28 protein-coding genes are annotated in these 25,961 nt (G+C 62.3%); 17 read left to right on the top strand and 11 right to left on the bottom strand.

Features of this window, described 5'->3' with window-relative positions; genetic code table 11:
- Window position 1: 1 nt before the first annotated feature.
- From ispF to IEI94_RS20120, 11 genes are all read left to right on the top strand, one after another.
- Window positions 2-487 (top strand): 2-C-methyl-D-erythritol 2,4-cyclodiphosphate synthase, encoded by a 486-nt coding sequence (gene ispF / locus IEI94_RS20170; RefSeq protein WP_318153442.1) that lies wholly within the window; start codon window positions 2-4, stop codon window positions 485-487.
- On the top strand, window positions 480-1,526 hold the full coding sequence (gene truD, locus IEI94_RS20165) for a tRNA pseudouridine(13) synthase TruD (RefSeq protein ID WP_191168999.1): 1,047 nt from the start codon (window positions 480-482) through the stop codon (window positions 1,524-1,526). Before ispF ends, truD begins: the two co-directional genes overlap by 8 nt.
- 22 nt (window positions 1,527-1,548) lie before the next feature.
- Window positions 1,549-2,295 carry a 5'/3'-nucleotidase SurE gene (gene surE / locus IEI94_RS20160; RefSeq protein WP_191168998.1) on the top strand — a complete coding sequence of 249 codons (747 nt, stop codon included), beginning with the start codon at window positions 1,549-1,551 and terminating at the stop codon, window positions 2,293-2,295.
- A complete protein-coding gene (locus IEI94_RS20155) occupies window positions 2,282-2,962 on the top strand; it encodes a protein-L-isoaspartate(D-aspartate) O-methyltransferase (RefSeq protein ID WP_191168997.1) in 681 nt (226 codons plus the stop codon). Before surE ends, IEI94_RS20155 begins: the two co-directional genes overlap by 14 nt.
- The gene (locus IEI94_RS20150) at window positions 2,959-3,915 is read left to right on the top strand and encodes a DUF368 domain-containing protein (RefSeq protein WP_412030917.1); all 957 of its coding nucleotides are present in this window, start codon (window positions 2,959-2,961) and stop codon (window positions 3,913-3,915) included. Before IEI94_RS20155 ends, IEI94_RS20150 begins: the two co-directional genes overlap by 4 nt.
- Window positions 3,908-5,101, top strand: coding sequence for a peptidoglycan DD-metalloendopeptidase family protein (locus tag IEI94_RS20145; RefSeq protein ID WP_191168996.1), 1,194 nt, complete (start codon window positions 3,908-3,910; stop codon window positions 5,099-5,101). The genes IEI94_RS20150 and IEI94_RS20145 overlap by 8 nt, the downstream gene beginning before the upstream one ends.
- Window positions 5,102-5,204: 103 nt before the next feature.
- Window positions 5,205-6,185, top strand: coding sequence for an RNA polymerase sigma factor RpoS (gene rpoS, locus IEI94_RS20140; protein ID WP_191168995.1), 981 nt, complete (start codon window positions 5,205-5,207; stop codon window positions 6,183-6,185).
- A gap of 222 nt (window positions 6,186-6,407) precedes the next feature.
- Window positions 6,408-7,871, top strand: coding sequence for a TolC family outer membrane protein (locus IEI94_RS20135; RefSeq protein ID WP_191168994.1), 1,464 nt, complete (start codon window positions 6,408-6,410; stop codon window positions 7,869-7,871).
- A 136-nt stretch (window positions 7,872-8,007) separates the two neighbouring features.
- Complete coding sequence (gene alr, locus IEI94_RS20130; RefSeq protein ID WP_191168993.1) at window positions 8,008-9,108, top strand: alanine racemase; 1,101 nt, start codon at window positions 8,008-8,010, stop codon at window positions 9,106-9,108.
- Between the two features lie 19 nt (window positions 9,109-9,127).
- Complete coding sequence (gene lpxL / locus IEI94_RS20125) at window positions 9,128-10,042, top strand: LpxL/LpxP family Kdo(2)-lipid IV(A) lauroyl/palmitoleoyl acyltransferase (RefSeq protein WP_191168992.1); 915 nt, start codon at window positions 9,128-9,130, stop codon at window positions 10,040-10,042.
- Between the two features lie 382 nt (window positions 10,043-10,424).
- Entirely contained in the window at window positions 10,425-10,580 is a 156-nt protein-coding gene (locus IEI94_RS20120) for a DUF1328 domain-containing protein (protein ID WP_076746934.1), read from the top strand.
- 84 nt (window positions 10,581-10,664) lie between these two features.
- Here the strand turns inward: IEI94_RS20120 and ettA are convergent, their stop codons facing one another.
- From ettA to IEI94_RS20100, 4 genes are all read right to left on the bottom strand, one after another.
- Complete coding sequence (ettA, locus tag IEI94_RS20115) at window positions 10,665-12,326, bottom strand: energy-dependent translational throttle protein EttA (protein ID WP_191168991.1); 1,662 nt, start codon at window positions 12,324-12,326, stop codon at window positions 10,665-10,667.
- A gap of 112 nt (window positions 12,327-12,438) precedes the next feature.
- The gene (locus IEI94_RS20110; protein ID WP_191168990.1) at window positions 12,439-12,657 is read right to left on the bottom strand and encodes a PA3496 family putative envelope integrity protein; all 219 of its coding nucleotides are present in this window, start codon (window positions 12,655-12,657) and stop codon (window positions 12,439-12,441) included.
- Window positions 12,658-12,831: 174 nt separating this feature from the next.
- Window positions 12,832-13,263 carry a PAS domain-containing protein gene (locus IEI94_RS20105; protein ID WP_191168989.1) on the bottom strand — a complete coding sequence of 144 codons (432 nt, stop codon included), beginning with the start codon at window positions 13,261-13,263 and terminating at the stop codon, window positions 12,832-12,834.
- Between the two features lie 105 nt (window positions 13,264-13,368).
- Window positions 13,369-14,685, bottom strand: coding sequence for an MFS transporter (locus tag IEI94_RS20100; protein WP_191168988.1), 1,317 nt, complete (start codon window positions 14,683-14,685; stop codon window positions 13,369-13,371).
- Window positions 14,686-14,741: 56 nt separating this feature from the next.
- On the opposite strand from IEI94_RS20100, the gene IEI94_RS20095 reads away from it, so the two are divergent.
- A complete protein-coding gene (locus IEI94_RS20095) occupies window positions 14,742-15,011 on the top strand; it encodes a SelT/SelW/SelH family protein (RefSeq protein WP_191168987.1) in 270 nt (89 codons plus the stop codon).
- A 41-nt stretch (window positions 15,012-15,052) separates the two neighbouring features.
- Here IEI94_RS20095 and IEI94_RS20090 read toward each other — a convergent pair whose 3' ends face one another.
- From IEI94_RS20090 to IEI94_RS20075, 4 genes are all read right to left on the bottom strand, one after another.
- Window positions 15,053-15,946 carry a DMT family transporter gene (locus tag IEI94_RS20090; protein WP_191168986.1) on the bottom strand — a complete coding sequence of 298 codons (894 nt, stop codon included), beginning with the start codon at window positions 15,944-15,946 and terminating at the stop codon, window positions 15,053-15,055.
- A gap of 74 nt (window positions 15,947-16,020) precedes the next feature.
- A complete protein-coding gene (locus tag IEI94_RS20085; protein WP_191168985.1) occupies window positions 16,021-16,707 on the bottom strand; it encodes a GntR family transcriptional regulator in 687 nt (228 codons plus the stop codon).
- Window positions 16,708-16,868: 161 nt separating this feature from the next.
- Window positions 16,869-17,816 (bottom strand): dihydrodipicolinate synthase family protein, encoded by a 948-nt coding sequence (locus tag IEI94_RS20080; RefSeq protein ID WP_191168984.1) that lies wholly within the window; start codon window positions 17,814-17,816, stop codon window positions 16,869-16,871.
- A 117-nt stretch (window positions 17,817-17,933) separates the two neighbouring features.
- Window positions 17,934-18,869: a 4-hydroxyproline epimerase gene (locus IEI94_RS20075; RefSeq protein WP_191168983.1), complete on the bottom strand. Its 936-nt coding sequence runs from the start codon at window positions 18,867-18,869 to the stop codon at window positions 17,934-17,936.
- 318 nt (window positions 18,870-19,187) lie between these two features.
- Here IEI94_RS20075 and IEI94_RS20070 point away from each other — a divergent pair, with 318 nt between their 5' ends.
- The 4 genes from IEI94_RS20070 (at window position 19,188) to IEI94_RS20055 (ending at window position 23,815) form a co-directional block, all read left to right on the top strand.
- The gene (locus IEI94_RS20070) at window positions 19,188-20,513 is read left to right on the top strand and encodes an NAD(P)/FAD-dependent oxidoreductase (protein WP_191168982.1); all 1,326 of its coding nucleotides are present in this window, start codon (window positions 19,188-19,190) and stop codon (window positions 20,511-20,513) included.
- A 216-nt stretch (window positions 20,514-20,729) separates the two neighbouring features.
- Complete coding sequence (locus IEI94_RS20065) at window positions 20,730-21,716, top strand: tripartite tricarboxylate transporter substrate binding protein (RefSeq protein ID WP_191168981.1); 987 nt, start codon at window positions 20,730-20,732, stop codon at window positions 21,714-21,716.
- 92 nt (window positions 21,717-21,808) lie between these two features.
- Complete coding sequence (locus IEI94_RS20060) at window positions 21,809-23,320, top strand: tripartite tricarboxylate transporter permease (protein WP_191168980.1); 1,512 nt, start codon at window positions 21,809-21,811, stop codon at window positions 23,318-23,320.
- A gap of 15 nt (window positions 23,321-23,335) precedes the next feature.
- Window positions 23,336-23,815, top strand: coding sequence for a tripartite tricarboxylate transporter TctB family protein (locus IEI94_RS20055; RefSeq protein ID WP_191168979.1), 480 nt, complete (start codon window positions 23,336-23,338; stop codon window positions 23,813-23,815).
- A gap of 45 nt (window positions 23,816-23,860) precedes the next feature.
- Here the strand turns inward: IEI94_RS20055 and IEI94_RS20050 are convergent, their stop codons facing one another.
- From IEI94_RS20050 to IEI94_RS20040, 3 genes are all read right to left on the bottom strand, one after another.
- Window positions 23,861-24,196, bottom strand: a complete 336-nt coding sequence (locus IEI94_RS20050) for a type II toxin-antitoxin system RelE/ParE family toxin (RefSeq protein WP_191168978.1) — start codon at window positions 24,194-24,196, stop codon at window positions 23,861-23,863.
- Entirely contained in the window at window positions 24,193-24,471 is a 279-nt protein-coding gene (locus tag IEI94_RS20045) for a type II toxin-antitoxin system Phd/YefM family antitoxin (RefSeq protein ID WP_191168977.1), read from the bottom strand. The genes IEI94_RS20050 and IEI94_RS20045 overlap by 4 nt, the downstream gene beginning before the upstream one ends.
- 62 nt (window positions 24,472-24,533) lie before the next feature.
- Window positions 24,534-25,220: an arylesterase gene (locus IEI94_RS20040; RefSeq protein ID WP_191168976.1), complete on the bottom strand. Its 687-nt coding sequence runs from the start codon at window positions 25,218-25,220 to the stop codon at window positions 24,534-24,536.
- Between IEI94_RS20040 and IEI94_RS20035 the strand changes: the two genes are divergently transcribed.
- Entirely contained in the window at window positions 25,219-25,935 is a 717-nt protein-coding gene (locus tag IEI94_RS20035) for an ABC transporter ATP-binding protein (RefSeq protein ID WP_191168975.1), read from the top strand. The genes IEI94_RS20040 and IEI94_RS20035 overlap by 2 nt on opposite strands.
- Window positions 25,936-25,961: the final 26 nt, after the last annotated feature.

Here is a 25,961-nt window from a genome sequence, read left to right as displayed (position 1 = left end):
CCTGCGTATCGGCCACGGCTTCGATGTCCATCGCTTCGGCGACGGCGATCATCTGACCATCGGTGGGGTGCGTCTGCCCTTCGAGCACGGCTTCGTTGCCCACTCCGACGGCGACGTATTGCTGCATGCGATCAGTGACGCGCTGCTCGGTGCCTGCGCCTTGGGCGACATCGGTCGCCACTTTCCCGACACCGATCCAGCCTTCGCCGGCGCCGACAGCCGCGACCTGCTGCGCCAGGTCGTGGGCCAGGTGCGCGAGGCCGGCTATCGGGTCGGAAATCTAGATGCCACGCTGATGGCCCAGGCGCCGAAGATGGCACCGCATGTCGCGGACATGGCCGCTAATATCGCCGAGGATCTCGGGGTCGAGCCTGGAGCGGTCAACGTCAAGGCCACCACCACCGAGCGGCTCGGCTTCACCGGCCGCGGCGAGGGGATCGCCGCCGAGGCGGTGGTACTGCTGATGGCTGGCGCTGACCATGAGTGAACCCTGGCCACCGGCCTGGCCGCGGATGCTCGAGGCTGAGTTCGGCCCCCCGCCACAGGGCGAGTACCGTGCCACCGCCGAGGACTTCCGCGTCGAGGAGTGCCTCGACTTCACGCCTGAAGGCGAGGGTGAACACCTCTGGCTGTGGGTCGAAAAGCGCGATCTCAGTACCTTGGAGCTGGTGCGGCGCCTGGCGCGAGCCTGTGAGGTTACACCGCGTGATATCGGTTACGCCGGCATGAAGGATCGCCTGGCGGTGACCCGGCAGTGGCTCTCTGTGCACCTGCCCGGGCGCCAGGCGCCCGATGACCTCGCCGAGCGGCTGGCCGATACCCCGGTGACGCTGCTCGACCAGCAGCGTCACCCGCGCAAGCTCAAGCGCGGGGTACACCGAGCCAACCGCTTTACGCTGCGCCTGAGCGGTGCCGTGGTGGACGACCCACAGCTCGAGGCGCGCTGGCAGCGGCTAGTCGAAGGCGGTGTGCCTAACTACTTCGGTCCCCAGCGCTTCGGGCATGAGGGGCGCAACCTCTCCAAGGCGCGGGCGATTCTCGCCAAGGGGTGGCGCAAACGCGACGACCGTGAGGGCATGCTGCTCTCCACCGCGCGCAGCTACCTGTTCAACCAACTGCTGGCGCGGCGCATGGCGGCCGGGGATTGGGCTACGCCGGTGGACGGCGAACTGCTGGTACTCGATGGGACCGCCAGCCAATTTGCCAGCAAAGTCGTCGATGCCGAGCTGCTCGAGCGTGCGCGACAGCTCGACGTGCACCCCAGCGGGGCGCTATGGGGCACCGGTGAGGCGGCGACCAGCGCTGCGGCGCTGGCCCATGAGCTGGCGATTATCGCGGCGGAGCCTGAGCTTGCCGAGGGGCTGGTGCGCGCGGGAGTGCGCATGGGGCGCCGCCCGCTGCGGGTGAGGCTGGCAGACCCCAGGCTGTCACACGATGACGGGGCGCTGACGCTGAAATATTCGCTACCGCGGGGCGCCTTTGCCACGGCGGTGCTGCGTGAGCTGATTAGCCATCCGACCCTTTGACCATCGCCTGCGGGAGACTGAAATGCGCAAACTGTTACTGTCCAACGATGACGGCGTCCACGCCCCGGGCCTGCTTGCCCTCTATGAGTCGCTGAGCCCGCACGCTCGGCTGCGCGTAGTGGCGCCTGACCGCGACAAGAGCGGGGCCAGCAACTCGCTGACCCTGACTCGGCCGCTGGCACTCAGCGCCATGGAGAACGGCTTCTACAGCGTCGATGGTACGCCTGCCGACTGCGTCTATCTCGGCGTCAACGGCGTGTGGGACGACAAGCCGGATCTCGTGATCTCGGGAATCAACCACGGCGGCAACCTGGGCGACGATGTGCTTTACTCGGGCACCGTGGCGGCGGCCATGGAGGGGCGCAACCTGGGCATGACGGCGATCGCCATGTCGCTGGTCGGCACCCGCCACTTCGAGACCGCTGGGCGGGTCGCCGCGAGCCTGATTGGCGGCGCGGAGCAGCTGTCGTTGCCGCCGCGCAGCCTGCTCAACGTCAATGTACCGGATTTGCCGTGGGACGAGATCCGCGGCTTCAAAGTGACTCGACTGGGCTTTCGCGGCCCTGCTGCGCGGCCGATGAAGGTTCAGGATCCGCGTGGTCGTGAACGCTACTGGATTGCGGCAGCGGGCGAGAATGCCGATGATGGACCGGATACCGATTTTGCCGCCGTCGAGGCAGGCTATGTATCGATTACGCCGCTGCAGACGGATTTGACTCGGCACGCGGCACGCGAAGACGTTCAAGGCTGGTTGGATGCACTCACCTGATTTGAGTCAAGACAGACTGCGCGGGGTCGGTATGACCTCGCAGCGCACCCGCGACCGGCTGGTAGCGCGACTGGCGGCTGCCGGCATCGATGATCTCGAGGTGCTCGAGGTGATCGGTCGTGAGCCGCGCCACCTGTTTCTCGATGAGGCCCTGGCGCATCGTGCCTATGAAGATACCGCGCTGCCCATCGGCCATGCCCAGACGCTGTCGCAGCCGTGGATGGTGGCGCGGATGACCGAGCTGATGGTAGCCGAGGCGCCCCAGCGGGTGCTGGAGATAGGCACCGGCTCCGGCTATCAGACACTGATCCTGTCGCGGCTGGTACCGCTGGTGTGGTCGGTGGAGCGTATCCGCGCCCTGCATCAGCGCGCTGCCCAGCGGCTGCGCTGGCTGCACGCCGACAACGTTCGTCTGCGCCTTGCTGACGGCGGCCATGGCTGGCCCGAGGCGGCGCCCTATGATGCCATTCTGCTCACCGCCTGTGCCAGCGAACTGCCCGAAGCGCTGCTGGCCCAACTGGCCGATGGCGGCATCCTGATTGCTCCGCTCGAAGCGCCCGACGGCCGCCAATGGCTGACTCGTGTGCGTCGTCGCGGGGCACGATTCGATTATCAGCGGCTCGAAGGGGTACGTTTCGTGCCGCTGCTAGAAGGAGTTATTCGTTGAAGCGTTATACCTCAGTGTTTCTCAAGGGCGCCGGCATGGGGGCGGCCGATGCGGTTCCCGGCGTGTCCGGCGGCACCATCGCCTTCGTTACCGGCATCTACGAGGAGCTGATCCACTCGATCAAGCAGTTCGGCCCCAGTGCCTTCGTTGCCTGGCGACGCGGTGGCATGAGCATGCTCGTGACGCACCTCAACCTGAGCTTTGTGATTCCATTGGTACTGGGCATCGCGGCGAGCCTGTTCAGCATCGCACACCTGGTGGTGTGGTTGATGGAGGAGCAGCCGGTGCTGCTCGATGCCTTCTTCTTCGGCCTGGTGGCGGCTTCCGCCTGGGTGGTAAGTCGCAGCCTGCCAGATTGGCGGCTGTGGCATATTCTGCCGCTGGTGGCGGGACTACTGTTGGCCAAGGCGCTGCCGGCACTGATGCCGCTGATCAATCTGCTCGGCGCCGACTACCTGATGCTGGTGGTCGGCGGGGCGATTGCCATCAGCGCCATGCTGCTGCCCGGCGTGTCGGGCAGCTTCCTGCTGCTGACCATGGGCCTGTACGGTCCGGTGATGGCCGGCATCAGGGGGTTCGATCTGACCCTGATCCTGCAGTTCGGCGCCGGCTGTGCGCTGGGATTGTTCTTCTTTTCACGGTTACTTTCATGGCTGCTGCATGGCTATCACACTGCCACGCTGCAGCTGCTGATCGGTTTCATTCTCGGCTCACTGCCGCTGCTGTGGCCGTGGCGTGAGCTGGTCAGCTACCGGCTGGGGCCGGACGAGCAGATGATTCCGCTGGACTACCGCTATCTGCTGCCCGGCGACTATGCCGTGCTCACCGGTGGTTCGGCACAATTGATCCCCGCGCTGGCCTTGATGCTGGCGGGGTTGTTATTGGTGCTGGCGATCAGCCGTGGGAACCAGGCCCCGGCGCGCCGGCATGAGGAGGAAGGTTCCGATGCGTAAGGCTTTATTGGTATCTGCCGTGACCCTGGCCATGACCGGCTGTGCGGCACAGCAGGGGGGAGACACGCAGCGTGTGCAGGTGCGCGACCTGACCATGAGTCGCGAGCAGTCGCCTGCCAGTCAGTACACCGTTGAAGCCGGCGATACCCTCTACGGGATCGCCTGGCGTCATGATATGGACTTTCGCGAGCTGGCCCAGCTCAACGATATCGGCCCTCCCTACCGGCTGCAGCCGGGCCAGGAGCTACGGCTGGCAGAGGGCGCGCAAGTGGCCTCCAGCAGTGACGCTGAACGTCAGCGGGGCGCCCAGGTCACAGGGGCCGTCGACGTCGATCAACAGGATGGCGATCTGAGCTGGCTGGCGCCGGACGAGGAAACCATCGAGCGTAACCGGCGTCTCACCGCGCAGCCGCTGGAGGATTCCGGTACCAGCGCCGAGGCCCTCGGAGGTGCGGCCCTGGCAGGCGCCGACGAGGCGCCCAGCGATGCGCCAGGACCGCTGTTCGATTACTCGACTCCCGGCGCCGACGGTAGCTTGAGCGAACGCGATCAGGCCGAACGTGAGGCGCTGGCGCGAGAACAGGCTGAGCGAGAGCAGGCCGAACGCGATGCCGCGCCCAGCGAGGTGGCCGTGGCGGCCAGCGAAGAGGCTCAGCCCGAGCCCGACGAGGCGCCGCGGGTCAGTGACACACAGCCGTCATCGACGGTCAGCGATACTCAGGACAGCGACTCTGCCGATGCCGGCGCTGCCGTGGCGGGCCAGGCCGAGAGCGCATCCAGCGAGCGCAGTCAGCGCAGCTATACGCCGGTGGACGAGGTCGACTGGCAGTGGCCGGCGGAGGGTGAGTTGATCGGCCGTTTCGGCGAGGGCGAGAGCATCACCGCCGGCATTGATATCGGCGGACAAAAGGGGCAACCTGTCAAGGCAGCAGGTCCCGGCATCGTGGTTTACGCAGGCAGTGGCGTGCGCGGCTATGGCAACCTGATTCTCCTCAAGCACAACGATGAGTATTTGAGTGCCTATGCCCATAACGACACCCTTAGCGTGGCTGAAAATGACGTGGTGGATGCCGGTGAAGTGATTGCCACCATGGGCGACACCGATGCCGATAGCGTTAAACTGCACTTCGAGGTACGCCGCAATGGCCAGCCTCAGGACCCCCTGGAGTATTTGCCATCGCGCTGATGTCGATGGCCCGTGGTACAACAACAACAGTCAGCGGCGGCTCACGTACGTGATGCCCGATGAGTCGCCGGCATGATCGGGCAGTGCACAACGGGGTAGTGATATGAGCATGATCGAACAGGAGCTTCAGGACGTCGACAACGCCGACATCGAGATCGTCGATGACGCGATTGGCGACGAGGAAGAGAACAGTGCCAAGGAAGAGCAGGAGTTCGAAAAGGCCCTCAACCGGGAGGAGAATACCTATCACCACAGCCTCGACGCGACGCAGATCTATCTCAATGAAATCGGCTTCTCGCCGCTGCTGACCCCCGAAGAAGAAGTTCACTACGGCCGTCTTGCCCAGGCAGGTGATCCTGCTGGCCGGTCGCGAATGATCGAATCCAACCTGCGGCTGGTGGTCAAGATAGCCCGCCGCTATCTCAACCGTGGCCTGTCGCTGCTTGACCTGATCGAAGAGGGCAACCTCGGCTTGATTCGGGCGGTAGAGAAGTTTGACCCCGAGCGCGGTTTTCGCTTCTCGACCTACGCCACCTGGTGGATTCGCCAGACCATCGAGCGGGCGCTGATGAACCAGACGCGTACCATCCGCCTGCCGATCCACGTGGTCAAGGAACTCAATATCTATCTGCGCGCCGCCCGCGAGCTGACCCAGAAGCTCGATCATGAGGCTACCGCCGAGGAGATCGCCGACTTCCTCGACAAGCCGGTGGCCACGGTCAAGAAGATGCTGGGACTCAACGAACGGGTCTCCTCGGTGGATTACCCGATGGGCGGTGAAAGCGACAAGCCGCTGATCGAGACGCTGACCGATGATAACGATCTGGGTCCCGAGTCATCGCTTGTCGACGGTGACGTCAAGCAGCACGTCGACGAGTGGCTGGCCGAGCTCACCGATAAGCAGATGGAGGTGGTAGTGCGCCGCTTTGGCCTTCGCGGTCACGAAGCGGCAACCCTAGAGGAGGTCGGCGAAGAGATCGGCCTGACCCGCGAGCGGGTGCGCCAGATCCAGGTCGAGGCGCTCAAGAAGCTGCGCCGCATGCTGGAGAAGCGGGGGTTATCACTGGATGCCATCTTCGAGTGAGAGGCTGGTGCGATGTTGGCCATGAAGGCAACGCGGGCGGCCCAGGCCGCCCGCGTTGCACGTTATTTGCACCTCGCTGGGAGATGATGATTGCCTGTCCTGGGAGGGTGTTTACAAAAGTCATGGCCGAGCGCAGTAATTTGTAAATACTCTCTGAGGCAGTGCCTCATTACTGCAGGTAGATTGGCGCCCGCGCCGCTGAATGACTTTATGAGTACCGCCATGTCACCCAATCGCTCTTCGCTGTTTCCTGCCCGCCGCTGGCTGGTTCTGTTCATTGGTTTCGCCGCCGCCCCGGCCCACGCTACTGACCTGCTCACCGTGGCTCGCGATGCGCTGGCCAACGATGCCGGGCTCGCGTCGGCGCGGGCCGAATTGCAGCGGGTCGGCGAAGGTCGCGAGGTTGAACGTGGCGGCCTGCTACCGCAGCTTAGTGCCGGTTCCAGCCTGACCCACAATCGCACCTACTCGACTCAGGGGCGTGGTGCTCAAGTGGGCGACCCTGCCGGCCCCGGCGATGGCTTGATAGTTGATGATGAGCAGGACTTCAACTCTCTGAACCTGAGTCTGGATGCCAGCCAGGCGCTGTATGATGCCAGCCGCTTCGCCCAGTTGGAACGCGCCGAGCGACTCACCGGCCAGCAGGCACTGTCGCTCGAGGTCGCCGAACAGCAGCTGCTGTTCGATGTGGCCAGCGCCTATTTCGAGATCCTGCGGGCGGCCGATATTCTCGAGGCGCGGCGTGCTCAGGAGATCGCCATCAGTCGTCAGCTCGAGCAGGCCGAGGAGCGTTTCGAGGTCGGTCTTACGGCGATCACCGACGTGTTCGAGGCTCAGGCGTCATTCGATCTGGCGCGTGCCCAACGAATCGCTGCCGAGAATGCTCTGCAGATCAGCTTCGAGGCCTTGGAGCGACTCACCGACCAGCGCTATGCCAGCATTGATGGCCTCTCCGACGAGCTGCCCGTCGAGCCCCCTACGCCCGCCGAGCGCAACGCCTGGGTCGAGATGGCGATGCTCAACAGTCCCATGTTGATGATGGCCGAAGCCGGTATCGAGGTGGCGCGCAGCGACCTGGATATTGCCCGGGCCGGCCGCCAGCCGACCCTCGAAGCGTTTGCCAACTACCAGTATTCGGATACCGACCGCAGCGGGGTAACCGGCTACAATTCCGACAGTCAGTTGGGCCTGCGTGCCAGCGTGCCGCTCTACACTGGCGGTGCCACCAGCGCCCAGATTCGCCAGAACACCTTCGGCCTGGAGGTGAGTCAGTACGACTTCGAGGCCCAACGTCGCGATACCGTGCAGCAGGTGCGCTCGCTGTATACCCAAGTCAGCAACGACGTGGAAACCGTCGAGGCGCGGCGCCAGGCGATCGCCTCCAATCAGAGCGCGCTGGACGCGACGCGTTCCGGCTATGAGGTCGGCACGCGCAATATCGTCGATGTGCTCAACGCCGAGCAGAATCTGTTCAACGCCATTTCCGACTATGCCGAAGCACGCTATGACTATGTGCTGGGTCTGCTTGAGCTGCGCCAGCAGTCCGGCACCCTAGACGGTGAGGCAATACAGAGTGTGAATCAATGGCTCGATGCCGACCAGGGCATCTCACTCGATCTGCCGGATGAGGCGGGTGGCACTGACCCGGCGATGAATATTGGTGCGCGGCCGACGCCGCCATCGTAAGTGATATTTCTTGTAATGCTTAAAAAATCGAGATGATGGCGCCATATTTTAATAAAAATATGGCGTTTTTATCCGTGTAATTGTTGGGTGAATGCTAAATAATCATGGCGCCCATTTTCATGCATTGGAGTCTTCGATGGCCCGTCCGCTGATCGCTGACATCGATCTCGACGCGCTGCGTCATAACTACTGCCTGGCGCGGGATCTGGCGCCACGCAGCCGCGCCATTGCGGTGCTCAAGGCCGATGCCTACGGCCATGGCCTAGTGCCATGTGCCAGGGCGCTGTCGAGTGTGGCACCAGCGCTGGCGGTGGCCTGCATCGAGGAGGCCGAGACGCTGCGCGCAGCGGGCATCGAGACCCCGATCATGCTGCTCGAGGGCTTCTTCGAGGCCGCTGAGCTGGAACGTATTGACGCTCTCGGACTGTGGACCGCGGTGCACAGTCCCTGGCAGGTGGATGCGCTACTCGCTTACCGGCCTGCCCAGCCACTGACGGTATGGCTCAAGGTGGATTCAGGCATGCACCGGCTGGGTTTTCCGCTCGAGCAGCTGGCTGAGCACTGGGCGCGCCTGGCGGCGGCCGGTGATCGTGTACGCGATTTGCACCTGATGAGCCATTTCGCCACTGCCGACAGCCTCGATCCTGGCTATTTTCAGTACCAGTTGGGCATGCTGAATGCGCTGGCCAGTGAGCTCGGTGCGCCAACTTGCCTGGCCAACTCACCTGCGACGCTGGCCTGGCCCGAGGCACACGGCGCCTGGAATCGGCCCGGCGTGATGCTATATGGCAGCGATCCGCTCGAGGCGGCCAGTGAGGCGAGTCGTCGCCTGGCGCCGGTGATGACGCTGCGCTCCGAGATCATTGCTGTGCGCGAGCTGGAGGCCGGTGAGCCGGTGGGCTATGGCGGTCGCTGGCGGGCGCCGCGGCGGTCGAAGATCGCTGTGGTGGCCGCCGGCTATGGCGATGGCTATGACCGCCATGCGGAGGATGGCACCCCGGTACTGGTCGATGGCCAGCGTTGTGCCATCGCTGGCAAGGTATCGATGGATATGCTCACGGTAGATGTCACGCACATTCCCGAGGCCGACATTGGCAGCGAGGTGGTGCTTTGGGGGAGGGCGAGCAACGGTACACTGCTGTCGGTGGATGAGGTGGCGCGCCACTGTTCAACGATCAGCTATACCCTGCTTACCGGGGTGCTGCCGAGGGTCCCCAGACGGTATCATGGGGGCTGATTTCAGCAACGAGACCACCATGTCCAAGGATGCTCCCTCGTCATTTCTTCATCCGCGCTATTGGGGTGCGGGGCTTGCCATCGGCCTGATGCGTGTTGGTGCCTGGCTGCCGTGGCGGCTCAAGCTGGCCGTAGGGCGCTCCATCGGCCGGCTGGCGTGGCGCCTTGCCAAGCGCCGTCGGTGCATCACCGAGACCAATATCGCGCTGTGCTTTCCCGAGCTCGATGCGTCGGCGCAGCGCAAACTGGTTCGCGAAACCTTTCTGGCCAACGGTATCGGTATCCTCGAGACCGCCACCGGCTGGTGCCGCGATCCGGAGCATTTACGCCATCGGGTCACCTTCAAGGGCCAGGAACATATGGCCAGGGTGCAGGCCGAGGGCAAGGGCGCGCTGATCATCGGTGTACACTTCTCGACCCTCGATCTCGGCGGCGCGCTGCACTCGTTGTTCTTCCCCGCCGACGTGGTCTATCGTCCGCACAACAACGCGCTGTTTGAGCGTTTCATGACCCGTGCCCGCAAGCGTATCTTTGGTACCGCCATCGATCGCCACGATCTGCGCGGGGTAGTGCGGCGGATCAAGGCCGGGCACCACGTCTGGTACTCGCCGGATCAGGATTTCGGCCGCGATGTCAGCGTCTTCGCGCCGTTCTTCGGCGTCGATGCTGCCTCCATCAAGTTGACGGCCAAGATCGCCCGTATGACCGGCGCGCCGGTGATGCCGTTGATGTTTCATCGTAACCCGGACAATCGCACCTATACCCTGGAGTACCTGCCGCCGCTGGAGAACTTCCCCAGCGGCGACGAGGTCGCCGACGCGGCGCGTATCAATGCCTTTATCGAAGGCGCGATTCGCAAGCATCCCGAGCAGTATCTATGGCTGCACCGGCGTTTCAAGACCCGCCCTGAGGGCGAGCCATCGCTGTATTCGTAGCCGATTGGACAACGGGCTCAGCGGCATCGCTCGGCACTGACCTGGCGGTAGGCCTATGAGGAGGCGCTGTAAACCCATCCCTGGGCGCTACCTTGCGCCCTGCTGCGCTCTCGCATCCTGCTCCGCTTGCAGGGCCGGTGCTGGCCATCCATGGCCAGCCCGTTCGGAGCATGCTCCTCACCCATGGCGCAAACCTCCTCTTCGCCCTACCGCCAGCGTCCCTCGCTGTTAGCAACTGCATCAGCCTATTGGCCAACGACGTGGACTTGACGTGTCGGTCAATTCGGACAAGGCTGGTAGGGAAAGCCGACAAGGCGTCGGCCTGTGTAAGCCGGGTTGCGGTAGAGATCCGGAGATTCGATAACCGAGGAAAGGAGTTCCCATGCTTGGCAACGCCATGCTGTTTCTTATCATTGCCGTGATCGCTGCCGTCCTGGGCTTCAGCGGCATCGCCGGGGTCGCATCGACCATTGCGCAGATCCTGTTCGTGCTGTTCCTGGTGCTGTTCGTGGTCTCGCTGATTCGCGGACGACGCTGACCTTTGACCGAGTGGTCTTCTCAATAGGCCATAATGCGCAAGGCCCCGCCAATGGCGGGGCCTTGCGCGTTTCAGCGGAAGGGATCAGGCGTCGATACGCTTGTACTTCATGCGCTTGGGCGTGTCGTTACCCACCCGCTGCCGGTGATCCTCTTCGTACTCCTGGTAGTTGCCCTCGAAGAACACCACCTCCGAGTCGCCTTCGAAGGCCAGGATGTGAGTGGCCACCCGGTCGAGGAACCAGCGGTCGTGGGAGATGATCATGGCGCAGCCGGGGAAGGCCAGCAGGGCCTCTTCGAGTGCCCGCAGGGTCTCGATATCGAGGTCGTTGGACGGCTCATCTAGCAGCAGCACATTGGCGCCCTGCTTGAGGGTCTGGGCCAACTGCAGGCGACCGCGCTCACCGCCAGAGAGGTCCTTGAGGAACTTCTGCTGGTCGTTGCCCTTGAAGTTGAAGCGACCCACGTAGGCGCGTGACGATACCTCGTAGCCGTTGATATTGAGAATGTCCTGGCCGCCGGAGACCGCTTCCCACACCGTCTGCTTGTCGTCGAGGGCATCACGCAACTGCTCGACGTAGGCGATGTCGACGGTATCGCCGAGCACGACCTCACCGGCATCGGGTGATTCGATGCCTTTGATCAGCTTGAACAGCGTCGACTTACCGGCCCCATTGCCGCCGACGATGCCGACGATGGCGCCCTTGGGCACGGTGAACGAGAGATCCTGGTAGAGCAGCTTGTCATCGAAGCGCTTGCTCACTCCGTGGAACTCGATGACCTTGTCGCCGAGGCGCGGGCCGGGCGGAATGTAGATCTCGTTGGTCTCGTTACGCTTCTGGAAGTCGCCTGACTGCATCTCCTCGAAGCGGTTGAGGCGCGCCTTGCTCTTGGCCTGGCGGCCCTTTGCATTGGAGCGCACCCACTCCAGCTCCTGCCTGATCGCCTTCTGACGCGAGGCCTCCTGCTTGGCCTCCTGCTCGAGGCGCTTCTCCTTGGATTCCAGCCACTGCGAGTAGTTGCCCTCGAAGGGGATGCCGTGGCCACGGTCGAGCTCGAGGATCCAGCCGGCGACATTGTCGAGGAAGTAGCGGTCGTGGGTGATCGCCACCACGGTGCCGGAGTAGTCGTGCAGGAAGCGTTCCAGCCAGGCCACCGACTCGGCGTCGAGGTGGTTGGTAGGCTCGTCGAGCAGCAGCATGTCGGGGTTCGACAGCAGCAGGCGGCACAGCGCTACACGGCGCCGTTCGCCCCCGGACAGGTTGCCGACCTTGGCCTCCCAGGGCGGCAGGCGCAGTGCTTCGGCGGCCACATCGAGCTTACGCTCGATGTTATGCGCATCGGCGGCTTCGATCAGGTTCTCGAGGCGCGCCTGCTCGCTGGCCAGGGCATCGAAGTCGGCGTCTGGCTCGGCATAGGCGGCGTAGACGGCGTCGAGCTTCTCCTGGGCCTGCTTGATCTCGCCCAGCGCTTCCTCGACGGTCTCGCGAACGTTCTTTTCGTCGTCGAGTTCCGGCTCCTGTGGCAGGTAGCCGATATTGATGCCCGGCATCGGCCGGGCTTCACCGTTGTGCTCGGTGTCGACCCCGGCCATGATGCGTAGCAGGGTCGACTTGCCCGAACCATTGAGGCCGAGTACGCCAATCTTGGCGCCAGGGAAGAAGGAGAGCGAGATATCCTTGAGGATCTCGCGCTTGGGGGGCACGACCTTGCCCACCCGGTTCATGGTGTAGACGTATTGCGCCATGGGATTCCATCTAGGTTACGGGGTTTCAGTGGCCACGATGATAGTGGCCGGGGCGACGAATGGCCAGTTTATGCCTCACACTCCCGTCCTGAACCGCCGTCGATGTTTGGCGCTACTCCTCTTCGTCGTCGAGCAGCCAGTCGTCCTCGATAGCACGCTTGAGACGGCGCTCCTCGAGCAGGCTTTCGACTTGGCGGCGGGCGCGCAGGGTGTCTGCTCGCGAGGAGCTGCGGGTGCGGCCCTCCTGCTCGGGAGGGAAACTGTCATCGTTGACGGCGTCGAAGAAATCCTGCTCGTCGCTAAGAGTATTGGCGAGATGATCTCGGCTCATGCGATGTCCTCCCATGACCGGTCGAAAGATCGATAGGGCTATCGAGTGATAGCGGCCAACGGCAGCGTAGGCTGCCATCAGAATGCCTCGGCATCCTGATGGCCTTATAGCCTTGACGGCGGGGGAGATACAAGAGGGGGCGCGAATTTTTTTCGCAGGACGGGTGTGCGGGCCTCAGCGGCCCTGCTCGGCGCGTAGCCGTTCGACTTCCAGCTGCGCCTCGACGCGCTCGGTGACGTCCTTCTGAACGCCGATATAATAGGTCAGCTGGTCGGCGTCGTCGAAGACCGGGGTGATCGACAGCTCGTTCCAGAACAGCGTGCCGTCCTTGCGATAGTTGCGCAGCACCTCACGGCACGGGCGGCCTTCGGACAGCGCCTGGCGAATGTTGTCGAGGCCGGGCTGATCGCGGTCATCGTTCTGTAGAAAGCGGCAGTCGCGATACAGTATCTCGTCGGCGCTGTAGCCGGTCAGGCGCTCAAAGCCCTGATTCACATAGATCAGGATGTTTTCGTCACCCTCCTGTTCGGCCACCACGATGCCATCTTCCGAGGCATCGACAATGCGTTCCAGCAGGGCTGGGCTGATCATGGACGGTCTTTTCATGCGCGCGCGTTCCTGTCGTACCCTGATTCGTTAACCTTCGTCTGGCTACATAATGGCCAGACGTGGCTGCCATTTCAATGTGTTGCCGTTTTATATGGGCCTGGCTTACTGCTCGACCTCGGGCAATCGATGCGCGCTGGCCGCGGCGCCAAGCGCGCTGAGAGCCAGTATGACCAGCAGCGCGGTAGTGCCCAGCCACTGGGCCAGCGCGCCGATGACGCCGCCAATGGCGAGCATCAGCGCACCGGTGAGGGTATTCGAGAGTGCCACGTAGAGCGCCCGTTTGTCCTGTCCGGCCATATCCACCAGGTAGGTCTTGCGCCCCAGGCGCACACCGGCATGGACCACCACCAGCAGCCCATAGCCCAGCGCATAGGGCCATACCGTCTCGCTCCAGCCGCTTGGCAGCCAGGCGACCGCGGCTACCAGCAGGCAGCACAGCGTGGTTCCCAGACCGGCATCGCGCATAACCTGCCGGCTCGAGGCGTCGGCGCGCTTGCCCCAGATGGGGCTCGCCAGCATGCCGGCGAGCCCCGAAATGACGATCAGAAGTCCCAGGCCACCAAGCTGGGTGCCGCTCTGCTGCTGGCCAAGCAGCGCGATATAGGGAAGTGCCAGCGCACTGGAGAGGAGCAGGGCGCGGGCCATGTTGAAATGCAGGAAGGCGCGGTCGTCACGCATCAAACGCAGCCCCAGCTTGATGCTGTCCCAGGCGTTCTCGCCTCCCTCCACCGCTCCTGGCACCTCGGTAATACGCGCGGCACACAGCGCATTCAGCGCCCAGCCGAGCGCTGCTACCCCCAGCAGCAACGCCAGAGCCAGTTCGCCGGGGCGCTCATCGAACAGCATCAACACCCCGCCGGCAAGGAGAGTGACGGCGCCTGCTACGCTGCCACTCCAGCCCATCAGGGTGCCGCGGCGCTGCTTGCTGATGGTCTTGCCTAGCACATCCTTGGTAGCAATCGATGACAGGCCGCGAGCCAGCGATAGGGCCACCAGCGCCGCCAGCACCAGGCCGCCACCCAGCCCTCCGGCACCGAACAGCGCCAGTAGCGCCAGCAGCAGAGCGGCCACGGCCTGCAGCGCACCGCCGAGTACCCAGGCCCATTTGCGCTGCGGCTTGAGGCGGATAAACCCGGCCACGAACAGCTGCGGTAGCAGCGAGCCCGACTCGCGGATCGGCACCAGCAGACCCACCATCCATAGCGGGGCACCGATGACCCCCAGCAGCCACGGCAGCACCAGCCTGGCGCTGGCCAGCTCGTCAGCCAGCTTATTGCCCAGCGCCGCGAGCAGATGCAGGAAGAAGTTGCGCGGCTGCTCATGGCACGCCTCATCGGGGATATCCCTGCACATGCGGCTATCGTCATCGCCGGTCAGCCATTCGAAGAGGCGGGTCTGGCTGATGTCGGTGGCGGCCATGTGGGCTCCTTGGCTGGTATCATCGGATCTTTCATTGTTGCGACAGGACAGCCGCGATGTCACGCATCCGTATCCACTACTGTACCCAGTGCCAATGGCTGCTACGCAGCGCCTGGCTGGCCCAGGAGCTGCTCTCGACCTTTGGCGAGGCCCTCGACGAGGTGGCGCTGGTACCGAGTCACGGCGGTTACTTCGAGATTTTCTATAACGACGAATCGATCTGGGAGCGTAAGCACGAAGGCGGTTTTCCCGACAGCAAGCAGCTCAAGCAGCGCGTCCGCGACCGCCTGGACCCCGAGCGTGATCTGGGCCATATCGATCGCTGAGTGCTTTCAGCAGCGGCTGGGTAGTGCCGGATAGGCGCTGCTCAGGACGCTCCCTGGGTTCGATTTGAGATGGGTTGAAACTGTTGAAAAGCCAGTCCGGCGAGGATAAGCGCGAGACCGACGGGCGTTGAGGGCAGTAGCGCCTCTCCCAGCATCAGGAACAGAATGAGCAGCGAGATTGGCGGTGCCAAGAAAATCAAGCAGGATATTTTCGCTGTACGGGTGGTTTTATTCATGGCGCTTTGCCAAAGCAGGAACGCTAGCCCCATTTCAAAAAGACCGACGTAGATACCTGCCGAGATCCCCGCCAAGGGCAGGTTTCGCCAGTCCGAAAACAGCAGGACTAGCAGCGTTAATACGGGCACTGCGATGCTGAAATTCTGCCACTGGGCTAGCAGGGCAGGGCGCTTGTCGCGCGTGTTCATCAGCCAGTAGAAGGCCCACAGCAGAGTCGAGAGCAGCGCCATCCCGACGCCCAGCGCATCCGAGAAACGCATTCCTAGCAGGTCTCCACGGGTCGCAATCACCAGCACCCCGCTATAGGCGATCAGACCGGCCAGCACATCGTAGCGTGTCAGGCGATGGCCAAGAATCGGCACCGCCAATAGGGCCATGGTCAGCGCCCAGGTGTAGTTCAACGCCATGGCTTCCTGGCCAGGCAGTCGGTCATAGGCAATCAGCAGGATCAGGTAGTAGGCCACAGGATTCATGAGGCCGGCCCACAGGGCGGTTCGCCAGCGAGTGGTTGCCGCTTCGCGCAGCGTGCCTCGCTGCCACAGCAGTCCAGTCATCAGCAGCCAAGAGACACAAGCGGCAATCCATACCAGTTCCAGCGGTGTGAGATAGCCCAGGGCGACTTTGAAGGCCGTGGCCACCGTCGACCACAGCAGCACCGCCCCCAGCCCGAGCAGGAGGGCTTGCCGGTCAGTGTTCATCTTGCCTCCCATAGCGCTACTCAATGCCAATATTTGTGCACTCTCATCGCGCCAATGTTGTACGGAATATTGCTTCAGCGAGTGTCAGGCACGGCCTGTTGCTGTGCCTCGGCGCGCCCCTCGAGTATCGACACGATACCCTCGCAGGCCTCCAGAATATGGGTTTCTAGCAGCTGGCACGCTTGCTCCACTCGACCTTCTCGGGAGAGATTCAGAAGGGTGTGGTGCTCTCGCTCGGCCTTTTCGATTTTCTGGGTATAGAGCAGCTGCATGCGGATATAGCGGTCCGACTTGGTGTTTAACTGGCTGATGATCGTCATCGTTTCCGGCAAGTCGGCAGGAGCATACAGTGCTTGATGGAAGGCGAAATTATAATCGCTCCAATTATCAATCTGTCCTCTTGAGTCCAGTGCCGCATCGTATTGACGCAAAATACTCTCAGCGTTGTTGAGATCCTCTTCGGAAAGATTTGGGATAGCGTGTTTCAATATGTACGTCTCGAGCAGTACGCGCAGCTCGAAAAGCTCGCGGATCTTGGCGACGGAGAGCTCGGTCGTGAAAGCGCCACGATGGGCGTGAAACTCCACCAGCCCTTCCGACTCCAGGGCCAGTAGTGCCTCTCGTACGGGTATCCTGCTGACGTCGTAATCCTTGGCCAAGGCATCCTGGCGCAGCTGTGACCCACCAGGAAACTCCCCTCCGAGAATGCGCTTGCGGAGATCGTTAGCAACGAACTGTGCGCGTGTTTTATAAGCCGGCATAGCCTCGATCCGCTCAAAATGTGTAATTGCACACTGTATACAAACCGCGGGGAATATTCATTATTCCGTCGCGACGCCGGCAGCCGTGCCGCTACTCGAGGCCCCTTCGGTCGGGCTGCACCAGGGCCTCTCGCTATTGGTAGCCAATAACAGCATGCCACTCAGGCGGCATCGAGAGAGGTAGACCACTGTGTATACCACTTACGAAACAGTGCGTACTGCGTTTCGACATAGTTGCGCTGGGCGTCACTCAAGGCGTCGGTGGCGTTGAAGTGCAGGGCATATTCGTGATCGCCGTTAAGCACCATGAGATGCTTGTAATAGAGCACCAGATCCGCTCCTTCATCAAAGGACGACAGCACGCCCATTGCTGCATCGAGCTCCTGTGCCAGGCGGCGCGCTTTGACATCCCCCTGGGCGGCTTGCTGACTCAATGACACGAGGTGCAATACCTCACGGGGCAAGGCGTTGCCGATACCGGTGATCGCGCCCGTCGCACCGCAGTTGACGAAACCGTGGAACACCGTGGTGTCGACACCTACCATAAGCGTGATGTCTTCGTCTCTCGAGGTGATGTTTTCCGCTGCGTAGCGCAGATCGTCGGCTCCCCCGAACTCCTTGAAACCGATCAGGTTTGGGTGCTCCTGACGCAGCGCAAAGAACAGTTCGGCGCGGGTGGCGAAACCGTAGTAGGGGCTATTGTAGATGACGGCCGGCAGCACTGGAGCCGCCTCCAGAATGGCGGAGAAGTGGGCTTTCTGGGCCTCGGCCGAGGTACCCCGTGACAAGACGCGGGGGATCACCATCAAACCCTGTGCGCCCACCTTGGCGGCATGGGCGGCGTGAGAGACGGCTTCCCTGGAATTGACGGCGCCGGTGCCGACGATGGTGGGAATTCCCGCGGCGACCAGTCGAGCCACCCCTTCCTGTCGCTCGGCCTCGGTCAACAGCGGCCAGTCACCCATGGAACCGCAGTACACCACGCCGCTCATGCCGATATCGACTAGCTCGCGGCCTTTGGCGACGAGGGCATCGAAATCCGGCTTACGATCCTCGGTACAGGGGGTCATCAGGGCGGGTATGCAGCCGGTGAAAATATTCTCGCTCATCGTGGTTCCTTTATAGTTAGACAAATCGATCTCTGCTGTTGGCCGGCCCCGGGAATGCCCCCTGGAGCGCAGTCGCGATACGCTGTGGGACGGGGCAGGCCGGATCGCCAGTGGCGGTCATGATGCTGTTATTCCCCAGGCGAAGGGGTCCTGCTTATCGACAAATAGCGTGGTGTCGGCGCTCAGATAGGCCCGCCCCTTGATATAGGGGCGAATGGCATCTCCCTCCCACTGGTAATGCGCCTCGAAGAGACTGCCGGTAATGCTGGCCTGCACCCAGGGGGTATCGGGTGCCAGCTTGCCATCGGCGGCCAGGCAGGCCAGCTTGGCACTGGTGCCCGTACCACAGGGCGATCGGTCGTAGGCCTTGCCGGGGCACAGCACGAAGTTGCGGCTATCCGCCACATCGTCATCGGCAAATAGCTCGACATGGTCGATCAGGGCGCCGCCCTCGCCGCTGATCGATTGGGCCTCTAGTGCCTGGCGTATCGCCCAGCTAAAGGCCGTCAGTGCCTCGACGTTCTTCAGTGCCAGAGAGTAGTCGTGCTCTTCGACCAGGAAGAACCAGTTGCCGCCCCAGGCGATATCACCGTGAATGAGGCCATATCCGGGCACCTCAACGGGTACCCGTTGCCGATACCGATAGGCGACCACATTACGCACGGTGACTGCGCCATCTTCATGGAGCGTTGCGCTGACGGGGCCCACAGGCGTGTCGATGATATGTGCGCCTGGTGCGATCCGGTCGAGATGGTAGAGCGATACCACCAGACCGATGATGCCGTGGCCACACATCCCTAAATAGCCGCTGTTGTTGAAGAAGATCACACCGCAGGTGGCGCCCGCCGACTCCGGCTCGCAGTAGAGAGCGCCGACGAGCACGTCATGCCCACGGGGCTCGAGCATGCAGGCTCGCCGCCACTCATCGTGGGAGTGGCGCAGCGTGTCCAGCTTTTCCCCCAGCGAGGCGCCGGCGAGGGCGGGGAAGCCCTCGATGACAAGCCGTGTAGGCTCCCCACCCGTATGCGAATCGATGGCACGCAGGCGTTTCATGTGCCGCTCCTGTCTGCTGTTGTCGTCATTGCCCAGGGTAGGCCTCTCGCTATCGATGAGAGTATGCCTTCCAATGTTTTATATTTTATACAATCTGCGGAGCATATTGTGAAGCCCCTCTCTGAAATGGATGCGCCGCGGGTCTATGCGGCTACGTCTTCTCTGTACTGGCCCCAGTGCGCAGACCTGGCGGCTAGCGTTGCCTGGTTGGAACGCTCATCTGCCTACGAGACATATAGACGTTGGTCGTAGGGAGTTGCTAGGATAAATTATATAATTTATACAATCTTCGAGTGGCACTTCAACTGAGTAGAGACCATGACCCAGGCGTACCCCGATCCAGCAACTTCTATCCAGGCGCGATCCCTGTCGGCGGCTGGCTTCGACGATGCCGACATCGCGGTGGTTGGAGCGGGTGTGATTGGCACTGCCTGTGCCCTCGAGTTAGCCCGTAAGGGATTTCGAGTGCGGGTGCTGGATAGCGATGCACCGGGGATGGGGGCCTCATTTGGCAATGCGGGGCATATGGCCACGGAGCAGGTCTTTCCCATCGCCGATGCCTCTCTGTTGACGCGGATTCCGGGGATGCTGATGGACCCCACGGGGCCATTGCGGCTGGATTGGCGCTACCTGCCAAGGTCCATACCCTGGCTGGTGAGGTTGCTTTGGAACCTGCGCCCCTCTCCCTACCAGGCCAGCGTGGCGGGGATTCGGGCGCTTAACGAAGTGAGCCTGGCAACGTGGAAGACGCTGTTAACGAGTATCGATAAGACCTGGCTGCTAAGGCATGAGGGCTCTCTACTGGTGCACGAGAGCGAGGCGACTGCCGGCGAGCTTGCCCATGCAATGGGCCGTTTCTCTGCCCAAGGCGTGGCCTGCGAACGACTCAGTGGTGATGGGGTGCGGCAACTGGCCCCTTCGCTAACCGCAAATATCCGCGGAGGCCTGCTGTTCCCCGAGACTGGCCATGTGATGGATCCCCACCAGGTGGTAAAGGACCTGGCTAAGGCCGCCGAGGCGATCGGGGTGCGTTTTTCTCGTGCCGAGGTAACGGGGGGGCAGGCGAGTGACGTCGGCATTCGCCTGCAGACGAGCGGCGGCGTGCTGGAGGTGCCGAGGGTGCTGGTGGCGGCAGGCGCCCATTCGGCGTCGCTGGTGGCCTCGCTGACCGGAGTGCGGGTGCCGCTGGATACCGAGCGTGGATATCACTTGATGCTGCCTCGCGAGGGTGGCCGGCTGCCGATGGCGGTCACCTCGCTGGAGCGGCGTTTCATCATGACCCCGCTGGCAGAGGGGTTGCGACTGGCAGGCACCGTGGAGTTCGCCGGCCTCCAGCGACCACCACGCATGGAGCGCGCCTGGCGGCTTCGGCAATTGGCCGAGGGAATGTTCTCTCAGCCCCTCGACGAGGCGGAGGCGACACCCTGGATGGGATTTCGTCCTTCGCTCCCCGATTCGTTACCCATTATCGATCGGGCAGGGCCTGAGGATAGGGTGTTGCTGGCTTTCGGGCATCACCATCTTGGGCTGACCCAGGCAGCCGTCACCGCGCGTTTGATCGGCCAGTTTACATCGCTTGAACACGAGACGTTGGAGCCTGGATTGCCGTCGCCAAGGCCTTACCGGTTGGCGCGTTTCGCCTGAGTTAGCCCACGGATCAGAGGGGCTATCAGCGTAGGAATTGCTCAGCGATTCAATGAGCTTGGGAGCATCGAACGAGCCGCCAAGCAGAGGCTTGCATACCGCCAGTGTTTCGTTTAGCTTCATTCTCGTAGATTGTATAAAATATATTTGATTGCTACTTTTGCAGTCAGCAGTGCTGGCAGTACTTATCTGAGACAAGAACAAGGAGATACGTAGATGTTAATGCAGCGGAAGAGGTTGGTAGCAGGGCTTGCAGCAGCCGCGTTCGGCGTTGCCGTTGGCCCGATCATGGCCAGCGACACTAACGGTGATTCACCGCTAGGCGATAGCCCCATTCGTTTGCTCATTCCCTTCGGGCCGGGTGGCGGCTCCGATATGACGGCCCGTGTGCTCACGGCCACTGCACCGGAATTCTGCGGTCCGCGTATCGACGTCGTCAGCATGAGCGGGGCGGCGGGGCTTGAAGCGGTCAACCACGTCATGAATGCAGAATCGGATGGTCATACTCTGCTGGTGACTGACTATGGCCCCATCGTGACCTCTGGCTACGTCGATGATGTGGAGTGGTCTCATGACGACTGGGATCCCGTCATGCTGTTCACCGAGTGGCTGCCCACGGTGTATACCCGTGCCGATCACGAGATCGACAGCATCGAGGATTGGGTGGAGCAGCTCGAGGCGGAGCCGAATTCTGTCACCTTCGCCCATGCGGCGCCTCTCGGTATCGTGCACTTGCCGCTGATTCTCTTCGAGATGGAGACGGGGCTGGAGAATCGCCATATTCCCACCTCGGGCGGCGGCGAGACCCGCAGTATGGTGATGGGGGGACACGTCGATCTTGGCATGACGCTGCCGGCCAGCATCGCGTCTGAGGTCGAGGAGGGCACGCTGAAGGCGCTGGGTACCTTTGCCGATGAGCGTGCCGATGTACTGCCTGATGTGCCGACCTTCAAGGAGGCGGGCTACGACGTGTCGCTGCCAGCCTGGCTGATGATCTTCGCCAAGGAGGATGTGCCCCAGGAAACCAAGGAATTTCTACAAGATTGCTTTATGGAAGCACTGGCGACGCCCACTGCCGAATCAATGAGCGAGCGCACAAACGCGGGCATCGATCCGCGTGGCATGGAAGCATCTGCTGACCTCTACCACAACACGGTAGAGATGGTGGGAAGCATCCTGCGCGAGATTGGCGAGATCGATTAAACATAACAGTAGGTCGGGGAGCGGCAGCAACTCAGCTGCCGCTTCTTGTACATCTGCACGATCTCTCTCAATAGTATTTGCCGGAGTCTTCCATGCTTGAAGCGCTTACGGATGCCCTGTTACTGGCGCTGGATCCCTCGGTACTGATGTTTGTGGCGCTGGGCATTCTGCTAGGTATTACCCTGGGCGCTATACCGGGCCTCAGCGGTGACATGGCCATCGCTCTTTTACTGCCCACCGTGTTCTACCTCGAGCCAGCCTCTGCGCTGGGCCTGCTCGTAGGAATATATAAGGGCGGAATGTTCGGGGGCTCCATCTCAGGGATAACCTTCGGGGTTCCAGGAACCCCAGGGGCTGCCGCTACGACGATCGACGGCTATCAGGCCAAGCTGAAGGGTAAGCCCAATCGTGCATTGCACACTGCGCTGTACTCTTCCGTCGCCGGCGATAGCTCCAGCGACCTGATCCTGATCTTCATTGCACTGCCATTAGCCGCCGTCGCGCTGAAGTTTGGGCCCGTCGAGTTCTTTGCCCTCTATGCTTTTTCCCTGTTGCTGATCTCGGCGCTGACTCGGGGTCAACTGGCTAAAGGGGTGGCGGCCTGTGCGCTGGGTATTCTGCTCTCCATGATTGGTCGAGACCCTATCGGTGGCTCACTGCGCATGACCTTTGGCATTCCCGAATTGGCGGGAGGACTTAGCCTTATCCCGGTACTGGTCGGCATCTTTGCGGTGTCGGAGTTGATCGTGCAGGTCTCCAAGGCATGGGCTGCCAAGTCGCGCGCCATCGTCGAGGATGCCAAGGAAAAGTCCAAGATGTTCAGCGACTATGATGCCGCCGCTGACAAGCTGCCATTCCGCGACTTTCTCAAACTCTGGAAGGCGACCGCCATCGGCACGGGTACCGGGACCCTGATCGGGGCACTGCCCGGCGCAGGATCCTCGCTAGCAGCCTTTATCAGCTATGGTCTTGCCCAGCGCTTCTCGCGCAATGGCGAGGAGTTCGGTAAGGGGTCCATGGAAGGGGTAGCCAGTGCCGAGGCGGGTAACAGTGCCACCTCGGGTTCAACCCTGATCCCGCTATTCGCCTTCGGCATACCGGGCAGTGCCACGGCGGCGCTGTTTGGCGCCGCCTTTATCCTGATGGGGATGACGCCGGGCCCCAATATGGTGCGTGACCACTCGGATGTGATCTATGCGCTATTTATCATTCTTATCTATGCCAACCTGGTCAACTTGCTGATGGGCAAAGTACTACTGCCATACTATTCCAAGATGTCGATGGTACAGCCGCGTATCCTGCTCCCTATCGTCTTCTGTCTAGCGATCTTTGGCACTTATGCCGCTGGCAACTCCCTGATTGACGTGTGGGTGCTGCTGGGGGCTGGCCTGCTCGGCGTGGTGCTGCGTCTTTATGGCTTCCCGCTGGCACCGCTTATCCTGGGGTTCATCGTCGGGCCGGGCGCCGAACGGGCGCTGCGCCAGTCACTGCTGATTGGCGGCGAGTGGTCCTATCTATTTTCAAGCCCGATCGCTATCGGCTTCTATACCACTGCCTTGGGGTTGATCTTAGTGTTCACGTTGCTACTGCGAAACAAGGCGTAAGCCGGGAGGAATATGATGTCATCGATATTGCGTAATCCTCTCCGTTACCAGGACTTCTACGTAGGGGCGGTGATGATCGCTATTGCTGCCGCTGGCCTGTTGGATATCACCTACGGCAACTGGCGAACCGGACAGACCATGGGGCCGCAGGCGTTTCCGCAGGTCGCCTATATCGCGATCATGATGGCGGGGGGGCTGGTGGCAGCTAATGCCTGCATTGGCAAGCATGATGCCAGGCAGGAGGATATGCTCAGCGTGCTAGTGACCGCTGTGGTGATGGTGTCAGGGGGTGTGCTGCTGTTCCTGCTGGCGGGTCGGTTGGGGTTTACGGTCGCCCTTGCCTTGGCGCTGGTGGTGGGCTCCTCACTGCTCACTCGGGAGCCCCTGCGGCACTGGAAAACCACCATCCTGCTGCCCATTGTGGCAGCAGTGATCATGTATGTTCTGTTCGTGCAGTTGATTCGGATTCCGCTCCCCGGCGGCTTACTTTTTTGATTGGCATTGGTAGCGGGTTCGAGCGGCTGCAGATGTCGCGACTGTTTAGCAGAGCAGCTGATACTCGAACAGCAGCTGCTTGAAGTCCTGGCGCTGATGGGCGAACAAATAAATGGATACCTGCTGCTGCTCGGGCCAGTGGCGATAGATAACGCGATAGCCGTCGATCAGTAGCTCGCGATAGTGGCCAATGCCGAGTTCCAGCGCCAAGCGACACACCGGGTAAGTATGGGGCTGGGTGGAGAGACGTTCGACCGCTGTGGTGATGAGTCGCAGGGAAGTGGCCTCCACCTGCTCCAAGGGGAGGTTCAGCTCGTCGAGCAAGAAGTTTTCACAGTGTTCGAGGGAGGCGTCAGCCGTCTCTTCGATCGTCACTTTCACTTCAAAGGCCGTTCCATCGCCTCGCCGCGTCTACTGGCGTGGCGAGCCCTGACTTTTTCCATGAATTCATCGGCGCTCATCGTCTTGCCCTCCTCGCGGCTCTTCTCGCCTAGGCTCAGCAGCTTGAGCAAGGCAATGGCCTGCTCGCGCCGCTCGTGAGCGGCAAAAGACTCCACAACGTAGGTGGGCTTGCCTTTCTGAGTGATCACCAGCGGCTCCTGCACATCGAGGGTGGCCGCATTCTGCTTTAGGTAGCTAATGGTTTCGGTGCGCATCTCCGATATCCTGAGCAGTGACAGTTGGTCCAAATATAGACCACAAATGGGCCGTCTGCCACTTACTGAGGGGTTTCCTGCCACTGCTCCAGCCAGCGCTCCAGCTTGGGCCAGACGTTATCGAGGATGATCGGCTGGGCGTCGGCGGTGGGGTGGATACCGTCGGACTGCATCAGACCCTCTTCCAGGGCCACGCCCTCCAGCAGGAACGGCACCAGGGCGACGTCGTACTCCTCGGCGAGGCCGTGGTAAATGCCGGTAAAGGCATCGCGATAGGCCTGCCCGTAGTTGGGCGGGATGTCGATGCCCAGCAGTAGTATCTCGGCATCGGCGGCCTGGCTCGCTTCGATCATGCTGGCCAGGTTCTGCTGCATCTGCTGCGGTGGCAGACCGCGCAGGCCATCATTACCACCCAGTTCCAATAGCACCAACTGCGGTTCATGCTGTCCCAACAGGTCGGGCAGTCGCTGGGCGCCGCCGGCGGTGGTTTCGCCGCTGATGCTGGCATTGACCACACGCACCTCGCCATCGAGACGCTCATTGAGCAGGGACACCCAGCCCTCCTCCTGTTCGATGCCGTAGGCCGCGCTGAGGCTGTCGCCGACCACCAGCAGGGTGGGCGGTGAGTCGGCATGAGCCGCCGGCCATGCGATGATGGCCGCAATACCTATTGCGCCAGCGATCAGCGTGCGCGCCACGCGTTGCCCCAGGTCACCAGTCAATCTCAGCACAGGGAAACCGCTTGTCATGTCAGACTCCTTGAAGACGGATGCTTCCGCGATTCTACACGCCCGAGGCTTGGGCAAGCAGGTCACCAGCGGCGACAAGCCGCTGACCATTCTGAGTGATCTTGCCCTCGAAGTGTTCCCCGGCGAGACACTGGCGATCCTCGGCGCCAGCGGTGCCGGCAAGTCGACCCTGTTGGGGCTGCTGGCCGGGCTCGATCAGCCCACCAGCGGCGAGCTGACGCTGTTTGGCGAAGCGCTGTCGAGTCTCGACGAGGATGGCCGTGCCCAGCTGCGGGCCGGCCGCGTCGGCTTCGTGTTCCAGAATTTTCAGCTGCTGCCGACCCTGACCGCGTTGGAGAACGTGCTGCTGCCGCTGGAGCTGGCGCCGTTGACGGACAGCGAACAGCGCGGCCGCGACTGGTTGACCCGGGTCGGCCTGGGCGAACGTCTCAGCCATCTGCCCAAGCAGCTCTCCGGCGGCGAGCAGCAGCGGGTGGCGGTGGCGCGCGCCTTCGTCACCGACCCCCAACTGGTGTTTGCCGACGAGCCTACCGGCAATCTCGACCCGACCACCGGCAAGCGCATCATCGATCTGCTGTTCGCGCTCAACCGCGAGGCCGGCACCACCCTGGTGCTGGTCACCCACGACCACGCCCTGGCGCGGCGTTGCGACCGCTGTCTGCGTCTCGACGCGGGCCAGCTCACCCCCCTGGTGCTTGACGAGGTCGAGGCATGAGCAGTCTGGCAGATACTTCCCCGCTG

Origin of the sequence: Halomonas sp. ML-15 (assembly GCF_014779595.1) — a bacterium.
In the GTDB taxonomy this organism is placed as follows: Bacteria; Pseudomonadota; Gammaproteobacteria; order Pseudomonadales; family Halomonadaceae; genus Franzmannia.
Note: the sequence above shows the minus strand (reverse complement) of the source record. Positions and strands in the feature narration are given on the sequence as shown.

Bases quoted from the DNA above. Each gene is read 5' to 3' on its own strand.
- IEI94_RS20060 (WP_191168980.1), top strand. From the start codon at position 21,809: ATGCTTGAAGCGCTTACGGATGCCCTGTTACTGGCGCTGGATCCCTCG.
- IEI94_RS20085 (WP_191168985.1), bottom strand. From the start codon at position 16,707: ATGCCGGCTTATAAAACACGCGCACAGTTCGTTGCTAACGATCTCCGC.
- IEI94_RS20055 (WP_191168979.1), top strand. From the start codon at position 23,336: ATGTCATCGATATTGCGTAATCCTCTCCGTTACCAGGACTTCTACGTA.
- truD (WP_191168999.1), top strand. From the start codon at position 480: ATGAGTGAACCCTGGCCACCGGCCTGGCCGCGGATGCTCGAGGCTGAG.
- IEI94_RS20095 (WP_191168987.1), top strand. From the start codon at position 14,742: ATGTCACGCATCCGTATCCACTACTGTACCCAGTGCCAATGGCTGCTA.
- IEI94_RS20100 (WP_191168988.1), bottom strand. From the start codon at position 14,685: ATGGCCGCCACCGACATCAGCCAGACCCGCCTCTTCGAATGGCTGACC.
- surE (WP_191168998.1), top strand. From the start codon at position 1,549: ATGCGCAAACTGTTACTGTCCAACGATGACGGCGTCCACGCCCCGGGC.
- IEI94_RS20080 (WP_191168984.1), bottom strand. From the start codon at position 17,816: ATGAGCGAGAATATTTTCACCGGCTGCATACCCGCCCTGATGACCCCC.
- IEI94_RS20120 (WP_076746934.1), top strand. From the start codon at position 10,425: ATGCTTGGCAACGCCATGCTGTTTCTTATCATTGCCGTGATCGCTGCC.
- IEI94_RS20035 (WP_191168975.1), top strand. From the start codon at position 25,219: ATGTCAGACTCCTTGAAGACGGATGCTTCCGCGATTCTACACGCCCGA.
- IEI94_RS20145 (WP_191168996.1), top strand. From the start codon at position 3,908: ATGCGTAAGGCTTTATTGGTATCTGCCGTGACCCTGGCCATGACCGGC.
- IEI94_RS20065 (WP_191168981.1), top strand. From the start codon at position 20,730: ATGTTAATGCAGCGGAAGAGGTTGGTAGCAGGGCTTGCAGCAGCCGCG.
- IEI94_RS20135 (WP_191168994.1), top strand. From the start codon at position 6,408: ATGTCACCCAATCGCTCTTCGCTGTTTCCTGCCCGCCGCTGGCTGGTT.
- IEI94_RS20105 (WP_191168989.1), bottom strand. From the start codon at position 13,263: ATGAAAAGACCGTCCATGATCAGCCCAGCCCTGCTGGAACGCATTGTC.
- IEI94_RS20090 (WP_191168986.1), bottom strand. From the start codon at position 15,946: ATGAACACTGACCGGCAAGCCCTCCTGCTCGGGCTGGGGGCGGTGCTG.
- lpxL (WP_191168992.1), top strand. From the start codon at position 9,128: ATGTCCAAGGATGCTCCCTCGTCATTTCTTCATCCGCGCTATTGGGGT.
- ettA (WP_191168991.1), bottom strand. From the start codon at position 12,326: ATGGCGCAATACGTCTACACCATGAACCGGGTGGGCAAGGTCGTGCCC.
- alr (WP_191168993.1), top strand. From the start codon at position 8,008: ATGGCCCGTCCGCTGATCGCTGACATCGATCTCGACGCGCTGCGTCAT.
- IEI94_RS20075 (WP_191168983.1), bottom strand. From the start codon at position 18,869: ATGAAACGCCTGCGTGCCATCGATTCGCATACGGGTGGGGAGCCTACA.
- rpoS (WP_191168995.1), top strand. From the start codon at position 5,205: ATGAGCATGATCGAACAGGAGCTTCAGGACGTCGACAACGCCGACATC.
- IEI94_RS20110 (WP_191168990.1), bottom strand. From the start codon at position 12,657: ATGAGCCGAGATCATCTCGCCAATACTCTTAGCGACGAGCAGGATTTC.
- IEI94_RS20155 (WP_191168997.1), top strand. From the start codon at position 2,282: ATGCACTCACCTGATTTGAGTCAAGACAGACTGCGCGGGGTCGGTATG.
- IEI94_RS20070 (WP_191168982.1), top strand. From the start codon at position 19,188: ATGACCCAGGCGTACCCCGATCCAGCAACTTCTATCCAGGCGCGATCC.
- IEI94_RS20040 (WP_191168976.1), bottom strand. From the start codon at position 25,220: ATGACAAGCGGTTTCCCTGTGCTGAGATTGACTGGTGACCTGGGGCAA.
- IEI94_RS20045 (WP_191168977.1), bottom strand. From the start codon at position 24,471: ATGCGCACCGAAACCATTAGCTACCTAAAGCAGAATGCGGCCACCCTC.